This window comes from Pseudoalteromonas sp. Angola-7, assembly GCF_028599255.1.
GTDB classification, from domain to species: domain Bacteria; phylum Pseudomonadota; class Gammaproteobacteria; order Enterobacterales; family Alteromonadaceae; genus Pseudoalteromonas; species Pseudoalteromonas atlantica.
The window spans coordinates 99,993-115,277 of the sequence record NZ_JAQREL010000014.1 but is presented as its reverse complement, the minus strand read 5'-3'; the positions used below and the strand labels follow the sequence as shown (position 1 = coordinate 115,277).

General features: G+C 40.9%; 15 protein-coding genes. 4 read left to right on the top strand and 11 right to left on the bottom strand.

The annotated features are described in order from the left end of the window. The 9 genes from PSH50_RS16840 to dnaK form a co-directional block, all read right to left on the bottom strand. Positions 1-1,419, bottom strand: coding sequence for a coniferyl aldehyde dehydrogenase (locus PSH50_RS16840; RefSeq protein ID WP_055253983.1), 1,419 nt, complete (start codon positions 1,417-1,419; stop codon positions 1-3). A 155-nt stretch (positions 1,420-1,574) separates the two neighbouring features. After that, on the bottom strand, positions 1,575-3,299 hold the full coding sequence (locus PSH50_RS16835) for an ATP-binding protein (RefSeq protein ID WP_138579083.1): 1,725 nt from the start codon (positions 3,297-3,299) through the stop codon (positions 1,575-1,577). Positions 3,300-3,470: 171 nt separating this feature from the next. Beyond that, positions 3,471-3,737 (bottom strand): hypothetical protein, encoded by a 267-nt coding sequence (locus PSH50_RS16830; protein ID WP_004588716.1) that lies wholly within the window; start codon positions 3,735-3,737, stop codon positions 3,471-3,473. 186 nt (positions 3,738-3,923) lie between these two features. Then, on the bottom strand, positions 3,924-4,175 hold the full coding sequence (locus tag PSH50_RS16825) for a hypothetical protein (RefSeq protein ID WP_054981853.1): 252 nt from the start codon (positions 4,173-4,175) through the stop codon (positions 3,924-3,926). Between the two features lie 148 nt (positions 4,176-4,323). Further along, positions 4,324-4,692, bottom strand: coding sequence for a response regulator (locus PSH50_RS16820; protein ID WP_024031358.1), 369 nt, complete (start codon positions 4,690-4,692; stop codon positions 4,324-4,326). A 57-nt stretch (positions 4,693-4,749) separates the two neighbouring features. Continuing rightward, entirely contained in the window at positions 4,750-5,154 is a 405-nt protein-coding gene (locus PSH50_RS16815; RefSeq protein WP_004588719.1) for a DUF1761 domain-containing protein, read from the bottom strand. A 120-nt stretch (positions 5,155-5,274) separates the two neighbouring features. Next, a complete protein-coding gene (gene ybaK, locus PSH50_RS16810) occupies positions 5,275-5,736 on the bottom strand; it encodes a Cys-tRNA(Pro) deacylase (protein ID WP_248443890.1) in 462 nt (153 codons plus the stop codon). A gap of 301 nt (positions 5,737-6,037) precedes the next feature. Beyond that, entirely contained in the window at positions 6,038-7,180 is a 1,143-nt protein-coding gene (dnaJ, locus tag PSH50_RS16805) for a molecular chaperone DnaJ (protein WP_024031901.1), read from the bottom strand. Positions 7,181-7,381: 201 nt separating this feature from the next. Continuing rightward, entirely contained in the window at positions 7,382-9,301 is a 1,920-nt protein-coding gene (gene dnaK / locus PSH50_RS16800) for a molecular chaperone DnaK (RefSeq protein ID WP_273586298.1), read from the bottom strand. A 241-nt stretch (positions 9,302-9,542) separates the two neighbouring features. Between dnaK and PSH50_RS16795 the strand changes: the two genes are divergently transcribed. Further along, positions 9,543-10,364: a thioesterase family protein gene (locus tag PSH50_RS16795; RefSeq protein ID WP_004588723.1), complete on the top strand. Its 822-nt coding sequence runs from the start codon at positions 9,543-9,545 to the stop codon at positions 10,362-10,364. A gap of 24 nt (positions 10,365-10,388) precedes the next feature. Here PSH50_RS16795 and PSH50_RS16790 read toward each other — a convergent pair whose 3' ends face one another. After that, entirely contained in the window at positions 10,389-11,075 is a 687-nt protein-coding gene (locus PSH50_RS16790; protein ID WP_273586297.1) for an ABC transporter substrate-binding protein, read from the bottom strand. A 206-nt stretch (positions 11,076-11,281) separates the two neighbouring features. Here PSH50_RS16790 and PSH50_RS16785 point away from each other — a divergent pair, with 206 nt between their 5' ends. From PSH50_RS16785 to PSH50_RS16775, 3 genes are read left to right on the top strand one after another with little or no spacing between them, the layout of a single operon-like run. Beyond that, positions 11,282-12,448, top strand: coding sequence for a paraquat-inducible protein A (locus PSH50_RS16785; protein ID WP_273586432.1), 1,167 nt, complete (start codon positions 11,282-11,284; stop codon positions 12,446-12,448). Continuing rightward, positions 12,445-14,100, top strand: a complete 1,656-nt coding sequence (pqiB, locus tag PSH50_RS16780) for an intermembrane transport protein PqiB (RefSeq protein WP_029771939.1) — start codon at positions 12,445-12,447, stop codon at positions 14,098-14,100. The genes PSH50_RS16785 and pqiB overlap by 4 nt, the downstream gene beginning before the upstream one ends. Continuing rightward, positions 14,100-14,708, top strand: coding sequence for a membrane integrity-associated transporter subunit PqiC (locus PSH50_RS16775; protein ID WP_024031907.1), 609 nt, complete (start codon positions 14,100-14,102; stop codon positions 14,706-14,708). The genes pqiB and PSH50_RS16775 overlap by 1 nt, the downstream gene beginning before the upstream one ends. Here the strand turns inward: PSH50_RS16775 and PSH50_RS16770 are convergent. Then, the gene (locus PSH50_RS16770) at positions 14,705-15,205 is read right to left on the bottom strand and encodes a GNAT family N-acetyltransferase (RefSeq protein ID WP_273586296.1); all 501 of its coding nucleotides are present in this window, start codon (positions 15,203-15,205) and stop codon (positions 14,705-14,707) included. The two genes, PSH50_RS16775 and PSH50_RS16770, sit on opposite strands and share 4 nt — an antisense overlap. Between the last annotated feature and the right edge of the window lie 80 nt (positions 15,206-15,285).

Here is a 15,285-nt window from a genome sequence, read left to right as displayed (position 1 = left end):
TTACTTAATATATAAAAATTTAAGCAGCTTAATAATAAGGTTGCTCTGTTTGAGTAAAAGCGCGGTACGCGGGTTAAACGAGCTAGACACCAAGGTGTTTTTTGCATGACTAAAGGTTAAAAACCCCTCTTTACCATGATAATGCCCCATTCCTGAATGCCCAACGCCACCAAATGGCACATCGTCTGCTGTCACCTGCACTAAGGCATCGTTTACAGCAACTGTACCACTTAATGTTTGCTCCATGATGTAATCTTGAGCGTGCTTATCTTGGCCTAAAATATATAGCGCTAAAGGGTGATTATGCGCTTTTATGTAGCTAATTGCCTCATCGAGCTTTTCGTAGGTTTTAATAGGCAAAATGGGGCCAAATAACTCATCTTGCATTAGCGTCATATCATCGCTAGGCGCGGTAACAATATGCAAACCCATTCTATGCTTTTGTTTGTCTTGCTGGTTTTGATCTAGCGGCTTAATTACTTGCGCACCTAACTGCTGTGCTTGTGTTAAATACCCTTCTAAACGAGTGTAATGCGCATCGCTAATAATTGACGTTAAGTTTTTGCCTTCAACCCCGTCTTTAAAGTGCTTTTTATAAAGCTCGCACAATTGCTGCACCAGCTGATGCTCAAGGGCCTTAGGCACAAATACATAATCTGGGGCTACACAAATTTGCCCCGCATTAGCCATTTTACCAAACAATAATGTTTGCGCTGCTTTTTTAATATTAGCTTGCTCAGTAATGATCACCGGCGACTTACCACCAAGCTCCAAGGTAACAGGAGTTAAATTTTCGCTGGCCGCTTTCATAACCAGCTTGCCCACTGACGTTGAGCCAGTAAACAGCAGATGTGCAAATGGCAGTGCAGAAAACTCACTCGCTACATCGCTTGCCCCTAACACCACTTTACAGTGCGCTTGTAGCTCGTCTGCAAATATTTTTTCGATGACTGCATTAGTATGCGGGGTAAATTCGCTGAGCTTAAGCATAACTCTATTACCTGCAGCAATGGCGGTAATAACAGGCACTAATGCCAATTGTATGGGGTAATTCCATGGTGCAATCACACCAACTACACCAAGTGGCTGGTAAGTCACACTCACTTTTGATGGCCACAAACTCAAGCTAGTTGAGCGCTTACTGGGTTTTGCCCATTTTGGCAGTTTTTTAATTATGTGCGCTAAACCCTGAACCGTTGGCAGAATATCGCCAAGTAACGTATCGAACGCGGTTCTGTAGCCAAAGTCTTTTGATGCTGCATCGATAAGCGCTTGTTCATTGCTAACAATTCGTTTGTGCAGCGTTTTTAATAATACGATACGCTTATCTATCGGGAGGTACGACTGGGCTAAAAAGCTATTTTGCAGCTCATTAAACGTATCGCTGAGTGACGGTGTGTGTGTGCTATCAGTATCCAAAAGGTGCTACTCGTGTATCATTTTGCTACGACTATAACGCCGTTCTGATTTTCGAGCAATAACACTAACTATCTAAAAATTACCGTTTTTGTAGGAACAAATAGCCACAATTAACCACTACTCGCTCAATAATTTAGCCCTTAAATTACTTTTATTTAGCTCGTTAGCGGCTCACAAGGAAGCGTAATAATAAATTTAGCGCCGCCTTGCTCGCGGTTCTGTGCGCTTAGCGTGCCATTAAGCGCGCTAATAATTTGCTTAGAAATACACAACCCAAGCCCTAGCCCATCAACCGATTTAGTACTGTAAAAAGGCTCAAAAATAGTCTCTATATCGTGCACTTCTATGCCTGGACCGGTATCTTCAATACACAGTTGCACACTATTATTTAGATAATTGGCACTGATACTCAGCTCGCGAGTAATACACCCTTGCATTGCTTGGCTGGCATTCGATATTAAGTTAACTAACACTTCTTCAAGGGCCGCTTTATCTGCTAACACGTTTAATTGGCTGTCAATTTTAGGCGGTAAAACACTTATATTGTCCTGCTTTAGCTGGTTTTTATTAATCTCAAGTGCCTTGGCTACTGATTCACTTAATGGCACTTCGCTAATAATCGCTTTTGCAGAATCAGAAAAATAATTTAGCTGTGCAACTATCTTATGCACTCTTGCTACTAAGGATTCAATAAACTGTAAATTTTCGTTTAGGGCTTCAAACTTTCCTTTAGCTAGCAAGCGTTTAGCACTGGCTAAGTAAGTATTAATGGTATTAAGCGGGTGATTAATTTCGTGGTTAAAGCCCATGCTAAGCTGGCCAATTGTTGCAAGCTTAGTTGATTGTACAAGCGCATCTTGCTGTGCTTTAAAAGCATTGGTACGTGCACTAATTTCCTGACTGACACTGTGATGGGAATAAACCAGCTTTTTAACGCCAACAAAGCGCCTTAAAACAACATACCCTAGGGCAATAATAAGCGCATAAATTACCACAAAGCCAAATAACGCCGGTAATTGGGCAATATTTGCATTAGATACATTTACTAATACGGTAACCGATGCGTTCAAAAAACGTAATTTTTGCTCTACCGATAAATAGTTATGCTCATCAATTGTGCTAAACAGTAACCTTTGTGATGTGTAATTTGAATGGGCAATCAGCTTAGGTTGATAATCTAAATACGCTCGACGCTGAGCGATGTCTCGCCGATGAGTAATATCAAGCGTAGAAAACGTATTCAGGCGCCAATTTTCCATATCTGAAATAGCAATCACGCTATCTTCTAGCTGCACGTAAAAGTGGCTGCCCTTGGCGGTATTTAAAAGCTCACGGTCACTTTCAAATTTGTTCACATTAACTTTTAAAACAACAACCCCTACCGCTTGATTATTGTTATAAATGGCTTGTGAAAAATAGATGCCACGCTCTTTTGTACGCATACCTACGGCAAAATACGCTACTTTCTCCCCTGCAAATGCGCGCTTAAAATACGGTCTAAACGACAGATCGCTGCCTAAAAAGTTATGATCGGCCTGCCAGTTACTGCTTGCAATCACAGCGCCTTGTTCATCAAGAATATAAATATCTGAGGCACCACTGGCTTGTTGTATATCAGCTAAGTAGTTATTAATCTTTTTTTCGTTATTTTGCGCCGCACCTAAAAAATCAATAACCTCATTGTTATAGGTAAGAAGCTGAGGAATTTTTGAAAAACGCGCAAGCTCAGCATCAATATAATGCTTTAACTGAGTTGCTTGCTGGGCTGCTTTTTGCTCGGCCTGATTATAATAATGAGTTCGGCCATAGCAAAACACGACCGACAATAGCACTATCAGTACAACAAAAGATAAAAGAAGTTTTTTAGAAAAGGAGAACATGCCCTAGCTCACAACAAAATAGCTATAAAATTTAAGGGCGCTAGTTTAACGGGTTATGGGCGCTAACAACAGAAACTTTGTGTTAACAAATACAATAAATCTTAATTTATTTATAAACTGCTGCAAGTCTGTACTGACTCGCAACAGTAAACATCATTAGCGGTACTAAAATTAAGAGTTAGTGGCTAATTGAGGCTTATTTTTAGCGTACTTGTATAAGCCGATCAGTGAAGCTGCAATCCAGAAAATCTCAATTACAAAGCTTGCAAGGTTAAAGTTGTAACACAAACTGATTAACAGCAAAATTGCCCCTGTTAAATTCATTATGTTGTACAATAACCCCGTTGGGGATGCTTTATTAAGTTGTAATAAAAAGAATGCACCAACAACTAAGAAAGTACCCGCCATACCTACAATATCAAATAACAGTGCTATCACACGTTTATCCTTTGCTTAAAAAACCCAACTAACTGGCCCTATCCTTGGGGAGGGTGTTTTTCAATCATTGAAACAGCAAAACCGGGCGAGTATATCAGGCTTGTTTATTGGTACAAGGTCAATTGTCCGCCTTACTAAGCAGCAAATCTAAGTTTTTGTAGTTATTACATTTTTAAACGTATTGGGTTATTTAAAGGTAACCTTACCGCCAATTATTTTATAAGCTGGCGTACCGCGTATGATTGCTGAGCGCGCAAATGGGCGCTCGCATTGGGGGCAAATACACGGTGTAGTTGTGTAATCTTGGGTTATTCGCTCTATAAAACACTTTACTAAAGCGCCTTTGCCACCTTTTCTATATTTAAACAGCGCCGCTTTGCAAGCAGAGCAAAAAATATCGACAGTTTTAGTCGGCCCTTTTTTATTTGGCTTAGCCATACACTCCTTAACATACCTACATTGATACAAAGCAGGCATTTTAGCAGTTAATAAATAAAAACGTTACAGAATCTAGCCTAATAAGCGGTGGAGAAAACGCAGGGGATTAAATAATAGGTACGATATAAAACACCATAAAAGCGTTTCGCTAATCTCTAAAAAACAAACGGTTTAATTGCGCTGATAACACATTCATATTAAATGGTTTAATAATAAACCCCGACACTTTTGCTTTAATAACTTGTTTTACTGTATCAGCGTTATCTTCGCAAGTGACCATAATAACAGGTAAATCGACTAAGGCTTGGTCGTGGCGTATATTATCAAGCAAGTTTACACCGTCTACTTTAGGCATATGTAGGTCGGTTATTACTAAATCAAACTTTTGCTGACGCAGTATTTTTAACGCCTGTTGGCCGTCAGTTGCCTCCACAACATTTTTGTAATCAAGCTGCCTTAACATATTAATTAATACGTGGCGCATAAGTGGCATATCATCAACGACTAATATTTTCATAATTATCTTTATTGTATTTTAGCGCTTAGCTTAAAGGTGGCGCCTTATCTAGCGTACTTAGGGCCATACACCTATAATAAAACCCATTAATGTAAATTGTAATGTGTAATACCCTGCATTAATTATAAATAACTTGATTGGCCGCTGCTCATAAATGTAACTGAGCCCCAGCGAGCTACCTACCCAAAACAAACCGATGGCAAAACCTGTAAAGGCGCCCTCTCCCATTCCGGCCTCTTTACCTAAAAATAATGAAAGCACCACCGCCGACAAAAGTGCAAGTACCATACTGCCGCCAAAAATTAACGCAGGTTTTGCTGTTTGTAAATCAAGCTCCGTAAGGCCTGTACACTCTAACCAGGCATTTTTAAAAAAAGCGTTTGAATACCAAATACCGCCAAGCATAAAAGAGGAAAGCGCCGCCACAAGCACGGCAAAAAAATTAACATCAGTAAAATTCATACATACTGCCATAATGCATAGTGTACAAGGGTATTTTGACTGTAGTTAAAAATACCCTAAGCAGCAAATTATCGCCTTTAAAATATATGGTATAGGGCGCGTTGGTTTTTGTGGAGGCTTTTAAAAATCGCCATAGGTGGCACGCGTTTGTGCCTTTAAATCGGTTGGCGAAAGCGCTACCTCAAGCCCTCGCTTACCTGCACTTACATACACTGTTTTAAAGGCCATAGCGCTTGAATGAATAAAAGTGGTTAGGCGCTTTTTTTGCCCAAGCGGGCTAACCCCTCCCAAGATATACCCTGTAGCGGCTTGTACCTTTGGCGCGCTTGCCATTGCGACCTTTTTAGCGTGACTCAGTTTGGCCAATTGCTTTAAATTTACTTGCTGGGATACCGGTGTAATGGCAACAATTAACTGCCCTTCATTGGTTTCAAGCACGAGGGTTTTAAATACCTGCTCACTGTTAAGGTTTAATTTTTCAACGGCTTCTTGGCCATAACGCGTTGTATTAGCATCGTGTTGATAACTGAGTACATCGTGAGGCACATTTTGTTTTTTCAGTAATTCTATTGCCGGGGTCATACAATTTAGCCACATCATTTTAAGCGCATTATTAATCTACAATAAGGGTTAATCATTTTGAAGAGTAACTTAATAGCAGATACGTAAAAAGCCTTTTATTGACGAGGGTATAGGTACAAAGGGTAAAGCAATGTGGGTCAATTGCCTAAGGCAACAAAATAGCTCAGTGAATTAATCGATTGAGTATACGCACTTTATAATATTGCTAAGTCGTGCCCAGTAAAATGGTTAAATCACATGAATTTGAGCCAAAAAAAACGGTGCATCAAGCACCGTTTTTTTTAGTTTTTACGATAACTAATTACTTAGTTAAATCGTCAAAAAACTTTTTAACGCCGTCAAAAAAGCCTTGCTCTTTAGGACGGTTTTTTGAGCTATCTTTGCCCATGCTCTCGTCTAACTCTTTAAGTAACTCGCGTTGACGCTCGTTTAAGTTAACTGGCGTTTCAATCACTACTTTACAAATTAAGTCACCTTGAGCACCACTACGAACCGATTTAACACCTTTGCCACGCATACGGAACATTTTGCCCGTTTGTGTTTCAGACGGTATTTTAAGTTTTGCACGGCCATCAAGCGTAGGCACTTCAATTTCGCCACCTAAACCTGCGGTAGTAAAGCTAATTGGCACTTCGCAGTACAAGTTATTCGCATCGCGTACAAAAATTGGGTGTTCGCGTACAGATACTTGCACGTATAAATCGCCAGCTGGCGCTCCGTGCATACCCGCTTCGCCTTCACCGGTTAAACGAATACGATCGCCTGTATCTACGCCTGCTGGAATTTTAACTGACAACGTTTTCGTTTTCTCAACGCGCCCTTGTCCGTGACACTTATCACATGGGTCTGAAATAATCTGACCTTGCCCCTGACACGTTGGACACGTTTGTTGAACAGCAAAGAAACCTTGGCGCATTTGTACTTGGCCAGCACCATGACACGTAGTACATGTTTTAGGCTTAGAGCCCGCCTTTGCACCACTGCCATCACATGGCTTACAGCTAACCCATGTAGGTACTTTTATTTCTACTTCTTTACCACGGACCGCTTCTTCTAAGCTTAGGTCCATGTTGTAACGTAAATCTGATCCACGTTGTTGACGCGATTGACGACGGCCACCACCGCCACCAAAAATGTCACCGAACACATCACCAAAAATATCACCAAAATCGCCTTGACCACCACCGCCAAAGCCACCGTGACCGCCGCCACCGCCTTGTTCAAAGGCAGCATGGCCGTATTGGTCATACATTTGACGTTTTTGATCGTCGGTTAAAATCTCGTAAGCTTCTTTTACTTCTTTAAATTTAGTTTCGAGATCTTTATCACCGGCGGTACGATCTGGGTGATATTTCATCGCTAAGCGTTTATACGCTTTTTTTATGTCTCTCTCGCTTGCATCTTTGCTTACGCCGAGAACTTCGTAATAATCGCGTTTTGACATATCTATCACACTACTCTTTTCTATTTGCAGCTAGGCTGCGGGATAAACCGATAAATCACATCGATTTATCATGAAAATTTTAAACCTTAAATACATACAAAAGGCGCGACAAGCTGTAGCCTGCGCGCCTCAAAAGTTCATCCTACCCTAAAAACTTGAGCAAATCATGTTGTTTAGGCTAGTTAGAAGCTTAGCTGACAATTACTTGTCGTCTTTTACTTCTTCAAACTCAGCATCAACTACATCGTCGTCTTGCTTGGCAGACTGTTGTGGTTGCTCGCCTGCATCTTCGCCACCTTGTTGCGCTTTAGCTTGAGCGATTTCCATTAGCTTTTGAGACTTTTCAGCAAGTGCTTGCGTTTTAGCTTCAATTTCTGCTTTGTCATCGCTCTTAATAGCAGCTTCAAGGTCAACAACAGCTGCTTCAATTGCATCTTTGTCTTCGCTTGGTAGCGCATCGCCAGCTTCTTCAATTTGCTTGCGAGTACCGTGTACCATTGCATCAGCTTGGTTACGAGTTGCTACTAGCTCTTCAAACTTTTTATCTTCTTCAGCGTTAGCTTCTGCATCACGAACCATTTTTTCTACTTCTTCATCGCTTAAACCTGAAGACGCTTGAATCGTGATTTTTTGCTCTTTACCTGTATCTTTATCTTTCGCTGATACATGTAAGATACCATCCGCATCTACATCGAAAGTTACTTCGATTTGTGGAGTACCACGTTGTGCTGGACGAATACCTTCTAGGTTAAATTGACCTAGAGATTTGTTGTCGCTAGCACGCTTACGCTCACCTTGTAGTACGTGAATCGTAACGGCAGATTGGTTATCTTCTGCTGTAGAAAAAGTTTGCGATTTCTTAGTAGGAATCGTTGTATTTTTCTCAATTAGCGCGGTCATTACTGAGCCCATTGTCTCAATACCTAGCGATAATGGAGACACGTCTAGTAATAGTACGTCTTTAACGTCACCTGCTAATACACCACCTTGAATTGCCGCGCCTACTGCTACAGCTTCATCAGGGTTAACATCTTTACGTGGCTCTTTACCAAAGAACTCAGCAACTGTTTTTTGTACTAGTGGCATACGTGTTTGACCACCTACTAAAATGATATCGTTAATATCATTTACAGATAAATCAGCATCCGCTAGAGCACGTTTAAGTGGCTCAATTGACTTAGTTACTAAGTCTTCAACTAATGACTCAAGTTTAGCACGCGTTAGTTTAACGTTCATGTGCTTAGGACCTGATGCATCGGCAGTTACGTACGGAAGGTTAACTTCTGTAGATTGTGCAGATGATAGTTCGATTTTCGCTTTTTCAGCCGCTTCTTTAACACGTTGCATAGCAAGCGGATCGTTTTGTAAATCGATACCTTGGTCTTTCTTGAACTCAGCTACTAAGTAGTTGATTACGCGGTTATCGAAATCTTCACCACCTAAGTGAGTGTCACCGTTTGTAGCAAGTACTTCAAATGTGTGCTCGCCTTCAACTTCATCAATTTCAATGATTGATAAATCGAAAGTACCACCACCTAAGTCGTATACTGCAACAACATTTTCACCTTTGTTTTTGTCCATGCCGTAAGCAAGGGCAGCAGCTGTTGGCTCATTGATGATACGTTTAACTTCAAGACCCGCAATACGACCAGCATCTTTTGTTGCTTGACGTTGTGAATCGTTAAAGTATGCAGGTACTGTGATTACAGCTTCAGTTACTTCTTCACCTAAGAAGTCTTCTGCTGTTTTCTTCATTTTTTTAAGTACTTCTGCAGAAATTTGTGGTGCAGCGCGTTTTTCACCGCCCGCTTCAACCCATGCATCGCCGTTATCAGCTTTGATGATTTTGAACGGCATAATACCGATATCGCGTTGTACTTCTTCGTCTTCAAAACGACGACCAATTAAACGCTTAATTGCAAATAACGTGTTAGTTGGGTTAGTAACCGCTTGACGCTTAGCAGGTTGACCTACTAGAGTCTCACCGTCTTGCGTGTAAGCAATAATAGACGGGGTTGTGCGATCGCCTTCCGCATTTTCAATAACACGTGCTTTATCACCATCAAGTACTGCAACACAAGAGTTTGTAGTACCTAAATCGATTCCAATAATTTTACCCATGAATCTTCTCCAACTTCAAATTCGTTAATACGTTCGATGACTAGTAAATAGGGATGCCACAAAGTTAATTCAACTGTAAAAATGAAAAAAAATTCATTTTTTGTAATTTATTTAACAAAAAACCTTAATAAAAGTAGGGTTTGATGTTTTTTACGCCAAATACACCTATTCAACACAACTAGTCTGACCAGTTGTTATGTGCTATATATGTCTGATAATGATAATTTCAAGGATATTAACGATGCATTTTGATGACTTATTAAAACAAGCCTCTGCTATTTCAAACTCTTCTTCCGCTTCGCTTGCCAATAACAGCAATACAATGGAGTTTCCTGCTAATTGGTGCCAAGGTAGAACCGCTTTTGGTGGCCTTTCTGCTGCACTACTTTATCAAGCAATCAGAAAACACATTGACCCAAGTAGACGATTACTGTCTTTGAGCACTAATTTTGTTGGGCCGCTGCTTGCCGACACGCCTTTTTCTTTGTCAGTTGAAATTTTACGCCAAGGTAAAAGCAGTACTCAGGTATTAGCTAAAGTGATTCAGAGTGAACAAGTGTGCGTTATTGTCCAAGCGTGCTTTGCTATTGATAGGCAATCGGGTGTTAATGTACCGGTTAGTAAAGAAATGAGATTAAAGCCTGTGGATGCACGTCATACATTGCCGTTTATTGAAGGGCAAATGCCTGAGTTTTTTCAGCATGTTGATTTATGTCCGCAGCAAGGCGCTATGCCTTTTAGCGCTGCACAGACCTCGCATTTAGGCGGCTGGATGCGCTTTAAACATACCCCAGAGGCAATTACCGAAGCACATATAATAGCCCTTACCGATGCATGGCCTCCTACATTATTACAAATGTTTAAACAGCCAGCTCCTGCAAGTAGCATGTCGTGGTATTTAGAATTTGTGCAAGAGCCAACGCTTACACCCGGTGAATGGTTAGGCTTTGAAGCAATTACACATCATGCTAAAGGGGGTTATGGCTTAGAAGATGGCTGTATTTGGTCGCAATCGGGGGAGCTAATTGCTTTGACACGTCAAACCGTTGCTTTGTTTGATTAAGTACCGCTTAGCTTACTAATGAGCTTAGTGGTTACCACTCATTATTTGTTGATATTTTCCCTTTGCTTTTATAGATAGCAGGCCTTTATCAAATGTTTTTTGCAGCACTGCGTTGTTAAAATAAGCAGGGCGTGGGGCTTTTGGAAAAATTGGGTGAATATTAACGGGTAATGAGTGCGCATAGTCATTGTTATAGTAATGAAATATGCGCTCATCGAGAATAATTACATCCACCCAGTCTTTCATTAGCCTATCGACTTGCGCACGCTGATTGACTACTTCTTCATAACTTGCAAACTGAGCAACCCCTTTTGCAAATGGGGGTGGTAAATAAGCTGTTGCATTTTGAAATCCTAATACACTTTTATTGTTTAGTTCATTTATCGTCTCAATAGTAAAGTTGCGCTTTTTAAGTGATACCGCCACATTTTTGTAACTCAATACAGGCTGACTAGGGTAAATACCTGCGCCGCGCTTTCCTGCGTAATTAAGCAGTATATCCACATTACCGCTATGCAGTTGCTGCTCGGCGCGCTTGTTAGACATGTAAATAACCACAATATTGTCTAAGCCCTGCTCAATAAGTGCCGCTTTAATTATATTAAGTTGTATACCCGTATCTTTTTTTTCTATTACATAGGGAGGAATAGTCGCACTGGCAGCAATCACAATTGGCTGTTTTTGCCAAGCGGCAGACACTGGCGGGCTCATAAAAAAACAGCTAATAAAGCAAAGTAATAACAGCCTCACATCTATCCTTAACATATTGTTATTGCGCTTAATGATGAATCGCGTTGTATTAATAACTTAAATATAGCAAAATTGCGTAAACATTCTTCTTTGATGGTTATAACTTGCAAACAATTTGCCCGTGCTGCGACCTAATAATTGATATACCCGCAATAGCCGATAAGCAAATGGCAGTGTGCCCGCATTGTCACCATAAGTTGTGCGAAGGCGATGTAAACAACGACAGTAAAGTAGTTGCGCTAAGTATTGGCTCATTACTAATGCTATTAAGCAGCATGTTTTACCCATTTATTTCATTTAGTAGCAGCGGCATAACGCAAACCATCACCCTGCCCGATGCTGCCCGAATTTTATTTAATTACGACAGTGAGTTACTTGGCTTATTTATTGATTTAAGCATTATTGCGCTGCCAATGAGCTTACTGATCATTCTTATTCCAATGCATCTTGGGCTTTTGCAATCCTTGCCTGAGGCCATCGCTAGGCGATTGCTCAAGTTTACCTTGGCCCTTGAGCCGTGGATCATGTCTGAGATATTTTTAATTGGCGTGTTAGTAAGCATGGTTAAAATTATGTCGCTTGCCGACATTAGTTTTGGCACCAGCTTTTGGGCATATATTGGCTTTGTTATTATGTATATTGCGGCGCTTGCCCATTTAAATAAGCCGCGCTTATGGGCACATATTAAACCAGCAACAACACTTGAAGACGCAGCACATGCCAAACGCGCTATTGATCAAAACATTAAAGCTTGCCACGTATGCCATCAGCTGTGTAAAAGTAATGTTTGCCCGCGTTGTCACACTAAAACCCATGTAAGAAACCCCAACAGTGTTCAAAAAGCAACGGCTTGGTTAGTGACCTCTGTGCTGTGTTACATACCTGCAAATCTATTACCAATAATGCACACCACCAGCCTGGGTGATGTGTCACCGTCAACCTTAATTGGCGGCGTACTAACACTTTGGAAAAGTGGTTCCTACCCCATTGCTGCCATTATATTTTTGGCCAGCGTAGTGGTGCCACTGGCCAAAGCCTTTGTGCTTAGCTTTTTATGCTTTATGGTGGCAAAACCTGCTAACAAGCACACAAAAGGCTATACTAAAATTTATCAACTTACTGAATTTATTGGCAAATGGTCAATGATCGATGTATTTGTTGTTGCTATACTCGTTGCCTTAGTGCAACTAGGCAACTTAATGTCAATTACCCCAGGGCTAGGCATTGTATTTTTTACTGTTATGGTAATATGCCAAATGATGGCTGCACATGCGTTTGATCCGCGCTTGTTGTGGGATACACCAAAAAACAAACATTCAGAGAATAAAGCATGACCGAAACGGCTAATGTAACAACAAAACCAAAAATTTCTGCTATTTGGATTATTCCACTGATAGCCTTATTAGTTGGTATATGGATGTTGTATCAATACCAAGCAAATGTAGGCCCTACTATTTATATAAAAATGCCCCACGCAGAGGGCATTATTGCAGGTAAAACAGAAATAAAAGTGCGCAGTGTTAAAATTGGTCAAATTGATGCTATACGCCTTTCTGACTCTCAAGATAGCGTTATTGCCCGCGCACAAATAGACAAAAACTATAATGAGCTCCTCACCGACGATGCTAAAATTTGGGTTGTTAAACCCCGTATAGACGAAACTGGCATTAGTGGTATGAGTACGCTTTTGTCGGGTGTTTATTTAGAGTTTTCACCGGGGGAGAGTAAAAAACTAAAAGAGCGTTTTGTATTACAAGACGAGCCGGCCCTTATTGGTAAAGATGTAAAAGGTGGGCGTTTTCAGTTACTCAGCTACAACGCTGAAGTACTGGAGGTAAGCACTGGGATATTTTTTAAAAACTATAAAATAGGCCAAATAGAAACCGCTACTTTTGACTGGAAAAACCAAGCAATGAAGTACGGTATTTTTATTAACGAACCGTATCAAAACCTCATAACATTAAACTCTATATTTTGGGTTAATGCCGGCATTGAAATAGATTTGTCGGCCGATGGTATTAATATAAGTACCGGCTCATTAAGTAAACTCCTCAAAGGCGGTATTTCGGTTGGCTTACCAGAGCAACAAGCCCCAGGTGACTTAGCCCAAGACGGCCACAACTTTTCGCTAAGCCAAAGCTACAAAGAAGCACTAGAAGAGCGCTTTTACGACTTTGATTACTACATTATTGATTTTGAACAATCTATACGTGGCCTAAGACCCGGCGCGCCTGTGGAATATCGCGGCACCCGAATTGGTACCGTGGTAGAAGCCCCCGCTAACGTTATTGTTAATGGCAAACCTGCACATTTTAAAAACCATAATACGGCGGTGCCGGTACTGATTAAAATTGAGTATGGCCGTTTATATCACGATAGCGCAGCGGCCAAAGAGTTTTGGCAAAGTAGCCTAACCGGCTGGATAAAAAATGGTATGCGCGCTTCTTTAAAACCCGGCAACCTTTTAACTGGCGCAGTGTATGTAGATTTTGATATATACCCCGACGCACCAAAAGCGCATTTAGCAAAACTTGCCCAATATGATGTATTTCCGAGTATTTCTAGCGGCATTACGGTGCTTGCCGATCAGGTCTCGGATGTGCTTAACAAGGTAAACGATTTAAAAATTGAAGACAGCCTAGCTCAAATGCAGGCTACATTTAGCGACTACCAAGCGCTTGCTAACGAAATGCGTGCGTTATTAAGCCAAAAAGATACCCAAAACTTACCCGGCGACTTTAACCGTAACTTTGATAAAATGACCAAAAGTATGGAGCAGTTTGAAGTGACCATGCGTCAATTTGATAAAACCATGGCAAGTTATCAGGCCGGCTCTGAGTTTCATCATCAATTACAGCAAACCTTGCTTGAATTTAAACGCTTAAGTGAAGAAATTCAGCCGCTTACACGGGGTTTAAACGAACAACCTAATATGTTTATTTTTGATAAAGCACTCCCTGCTGATCCACAACCAAGGAAGCAATAATGAAACACTTATTTTTAGCCATAACCGTGTTAATTACCCTTGCAGGGTGCAGTGCGTCAATTCAAACCGCAACGCAGTATTATCAGTTTGAACAACCCATTGCTTCATCATCACGCCATGTAAAAGAAACTGATGCCCAATTAAGAGTGCAAACCGTGGCCCTTAGAGGCGCATTAAATAATTTGGGCATAGCAATGAAAATTGATAGCAACCAAATTCATGCGGCAAATTACAACCTATGGGGTGAATCGCCCGATGTGATGCTCACCGCTACAGCGCAACAAACCCTTTTTAATGCAATGCCTAATTGGATGGTTATTAAGGGCTTACCGGTAATTACCGAGCTTGATCAGCAAACGTTTTACGAGCTTGAATATGAAGTGCACCACTTTAATGGTGATATGCAAGGCAACGCTGATATTTCTGGCCTGTGGCGCTTATATTACACCCACCCAGAAACCGGCCGCCGCCTAATTAGTGTGCATAATTTTTCGCATGTAGTTCCAATAGAAGATGACGGTTACGATGGCTTAGTGGCTACCCTTGAGCAAACTTGGCAAAACATAAACCTAAGCGTAGCAAAAGCCATAGAGCAAGCGCGACTTTAATAACCATATATAGTTACGGCGGTTTTATCATTATTAATAACCGCCTTGCCTACCCTATTAAAACCTAACTTTAATAATACACACTGAGATGCGGTGTTATTGGCTGCGCAGATAGCACTGACCTGTTTTATCCCAAGTGCGTGCCTATTTTGTAATAGCGCTTTGGCCGCTTCAAAAATATAACCGTTTTTCTCATAACGGGTTAACAAGGCAAAACCTAAATCTGGCAGTTGCAGTACGTCGCGTTTATAAAAACCCACAACTCCTACTACTTCACCATTGTGTAAAGTAATAATATAAGGGCCAAACCCTTGGTGTTTATGGGCTGCCCTAAACGATTGCTCAATGTAACGCTTGGCATCGCTGTGCGTATAAATGGCTTTATCGCCAATATATTTTATAAAATTTGGCTGATTCACCAAAGTAAGTAACATGGCGGCATCGTGCTCATTTGCATAGCGCAATAATAAACGTTGGGTTTTAAATACGGCCTCCACGTTATCTCCTATAAAAAGTTATTTTGTACGTAAATTTTTATTGACTGAAATACAAAACCGGATTATTTTTGCGCCGATGT